The 3,115-nt window shown below is 59.3% G+C and carries 4 protein-coding genes; 1 reads left to right on the plus strand and 3 read right to left on the minus strand.

Annotated features, from left to right (window positions below; genetic code table 11):
- Window positions 1-555, plus strand: a 555-nt coding sequence (locus tag AB4Z52_RS35850) for an IS5 family transposase (protein ID WP_442222557.1), incomplete at its 5' end; no start/stop codon positions are given.
- A gap of 90 nt (window positions 556-645) precedes the next feature.
- Here the strand turns inward: AB4Z52_RS35850 and AB4Z52_RS35855 are convergent.
- From AB4Z52_RS35855 to AB4Z52_RS35865, 3 genes are all read right to left on the minus strand, one after another.
- Complete coding sequence (locus tag AB4Z52_RS35855; protein ID WP_442222558.1) at window positions 646-1,566, minus strand: nucleotidyl transferase AbiEii/AbiGii toxin family protein; 921 nt, start codon at window positions 1,564-1,566, stop codon at window positions 646-648.
- The gene (locus AB4Z52_RS35860; protein WP_442222559.1) at window positions 1,556-2,176 is read right to left on the minus strand and encodes a type IV toxin-antitoxin system AbiEi family antitoxin domain-containing protein; all 621 of its coding nucleotides are present in this window, start codon (window positions 2,174-2,176) and stop codon (window positions 1,556-1,558) included. Before AB4Z52_RS35860 ends, AB4Z52_RS35855 begins: the two co-directional genes overlap by 11 nt.
- A gap of 585 nt (window positions 2,177-2,761) precedes the next feature.
- Window positions 2,762-3,115: transposase (locus AB4Z52_RS35865; protein ID WP_442222560.1), on the minus strand; the 354-nt coding region annotated here is incomplete at its 5' end.

Here is a 3,115-nt window from a genome sequence, read left to right on the forward strand (position 1 = left end):
GGCCAGTGGCTGGAGGAGAAGCACGGTGCCAAATCCCGTCGGGGCTGGCGCAAATTGCATCTGGCATTGGATGCTGATAGCGGCGACATCATCGCTCACGTCATGACCGGCCAAGACATGGGCGACAGTTCACAAGTGGGACCACTACTTGACCAAATCGACGGTCCGATTGGCAAGTTTACAGCCGACGGCGCCTATGACGGCGACCCAACCTACGACGCGGTCAGCCGGCACAGCACCGATGCTGCCGTCATCATTCCACCTCGGGCCAACGCGATCGACCGCTCGGGCACAGGGATCGCCAGTCAGCGCGACCGGCATATAGCGGCGGTCAGCACGGACGGGCGGATGAAGTGGCAAACTGCCACCGGCTACGGCAAGCGATCCTTGGTCGAGGCCGCGATCGGCAGCTATAAGTCGATCATCGGACACCGGCTGCGAGCACGCTCATTCGCCGCGCAACAGACGGAAGTCGCCATCGGCTGCACCATCCTCAACCGAATGCTGGCATGTGCACGCCCGAAGTCCGTCCGGTCCAAGACAACAACGGCATAGTCACAACATCAAAGAGCAGAATCCATTCACGCCGGGAGCGATGCACCAAAGCCCTGTTTGATAGCTTTACGGCGTAACTTTATCGTTCCGCTATGCCTTATCAATTGCTGTTCCCGACGACCACGGCCCGCTCGGCGGCCAAATTAGTTCTTCCTTCAATCCGACGAACAGCGGCATCAAGAAAAGGCGAAGATCGGCGACGGTAGCGGCGAAATCATCTGGTGCGGCTGCCATCCGGTCCCGGCCTAGGAAGGCGCGCCATTGAGCGGCCCATGCTTCCGCGAATTCATCGGTCAGACCGACCGGAATAACCGATGGCGGGACCGTTCCGCGTCGTTCGAAGGTCCGCTGAATTGCCTCGACAAGGGCGGGCCGGCGAAGTTCGAATGTTCGGGAGATCATCCAGAGATCATAGAAATCCTTGAGCCGGCTATTGGCCATGCCGAGCGTTACGAGCGCTTCGAATTTCTCGGCTACCACCGTTTCGACCGGATATGCGCGAAGCCGCGGCGTTGGGGCGTCCAGGAGGGTGGGATAATCGATCTCGACGGCCGCCGGTGTAATGGCGTCGCCAAAACCAATGTCAACCTGGATCGGGATACGCGCCCCGGCGATGGTTGCCGTTGTGTGGACCCGCACGCCACCATAGTGCACCTCCTCACGGATCGGGGCCGCCATCAGCGCGGCGATATCAAACGTCACGCCGTCATCGGCGACCGGCTGCGCACAAATGGCCCGGAAGGTTTCGGCAATGGCCTCGGCGTCGCTGTCGCCGTGGCCAAGCAGATCCAGATCGCGCGTAGGACGAAACGGATCGGCGACCCAGGTCACAAAGAGCATCGCACCTTTGAGTATGAAGCGGTCGCGGTGCGGCGACGCGCTTAGCCGGTACAGCAGACGCTCGAGCGCATATCGTGTCAGCAGAATCTGGAAATCCGATCGCTCGGCACGGGCCCGATCGAGGAGCCGCGCTCGCACTGATGCGCCGATGTTACGAGGTTCACGCGGCATCAGACACCATTGCTTCGACGTAAGGACGCATGACCGACCAGACCCGTGCCTTGCGCGCGTACTGCCACAGCTGATCCGAATTGCAGCGACGGCGACGGAGGCCCTCGCGCAGCCCCTCCATTGCAACATCGAGACCGACCTTGGTCCGGTAGCGGAAGCAGTCTACGATCGTCCTCGCTGGATCCGTAATGGGGACCTCGACATTCTCGATGCGGTGACGCTCGACCCCTTCGGTCAGCGCCGGCCCCCTGAAGCGCACGAACCGAATAGGTGGATAATCGATCTTAGGTCGCCAGGCGGCGCGGTCGATAGCCATCCATACAACCGAGGGCATCTGCAGCGTCAGTTCGTGATATTGGAGCGCCGACGTCAAGCAGACCACACCCTTTGGGACCAGAATAGCCGCTTCTGCCAGTGTATGGGCAGCCTCGACGTGGGCGTCGGGTAATTGATAGAGGCCACGTGCCGCACGGATAACCGCTCCCTCCCGGACAAGGCGGGCAAGCGTCTCCGGGCCAATGCCTTCGGCGATGAACTCCTTTAGCCGGAGCATTCCCCTGGCTTCCAGGAGGTCAAGCGCTCGAAGACGCTGGGCGGTTGCGGATGTCATGATCGGTGACGTTTCCTCTGTTCTCCCAAACTATAGCAGAGGCTTTATCACATGATCGCCGCTTCCGATATCGCGATTTCGAAGGGCCGATTGGCCGCAATGAGTCCGGCCAGGGCAGGCAGAAAGAGGTTCTCTAGAATCAGATGCAAATGGCGTGAGCATTTCTTCAAATGCATAAACCCCTTATTGTGAAGCCATGTTCGGATATAGAATTCCCGACCTAAGCCGTGTAGACCACGCCGCAGATCGAAAAACATCATGGGCAGCGCGGTAAAATGATGAGTATGGCAATAGAGGAACCATTCTCGCTACGCCGAATGACTGTTCAAACCACAGCTCGCGTGGGGTTTTGTGAAACGCCTCTCATCCCTGTGGAGGCGCCCCTTTGGGTCGAAGCTGCTGAGCAGGCTCTAGACGAGGCAAAGGCCGTCGCCGGGCGCGGTTGGAGCGCCTATGACCCTTCAGTCGCTGTTCGTCAGGCGCGCTCAAGACAACTCGAACGAGACATGTGTCAAGGCCTCGACAAAGGTGAGTTCTTCCTTCTCTATCAGCCCCTAGTAGCGCGTTTTCTTGGTTTGAATCATATCAAGCCTCGGCGAGCTTGTAGGACCAAGTATGGATGACGGGGTGGTTATTGACGTCGTCGATGCCGGCCATGATGCGTTCCCTGAGCTCGTGCTTTGAACTCACCCGGATGTGGCGCATGACGGAGCGGGCGAACTTGGAGAAGAAGCCCTCGATGAGGTTAAGCCAGGAGCCGTGTTTAGGGGTGAAGGTAAATTCGAAGCGGCCTGCCGGTTGTTTATCGAGCCAGGCTTTGGTTTCTTTCGAGATGTGTGCGGAATGATTGTCGAGGATCAACCTGATCGCGGTGCCGGCCGGATAGGCGGCATCGAGCAGCTTGAGGAATTCGATGAACTCGCGGCTGCGGTGGCGGTC

The organism is Rhizobium sp. 2YAF20, assembly GCF_052114685.1.
Classification (GTDB): Bacteria; Pseudomonadota; Alphaproteobacteria; order Rhizobiales; family Rhizobiaceae; genus Rhizobium.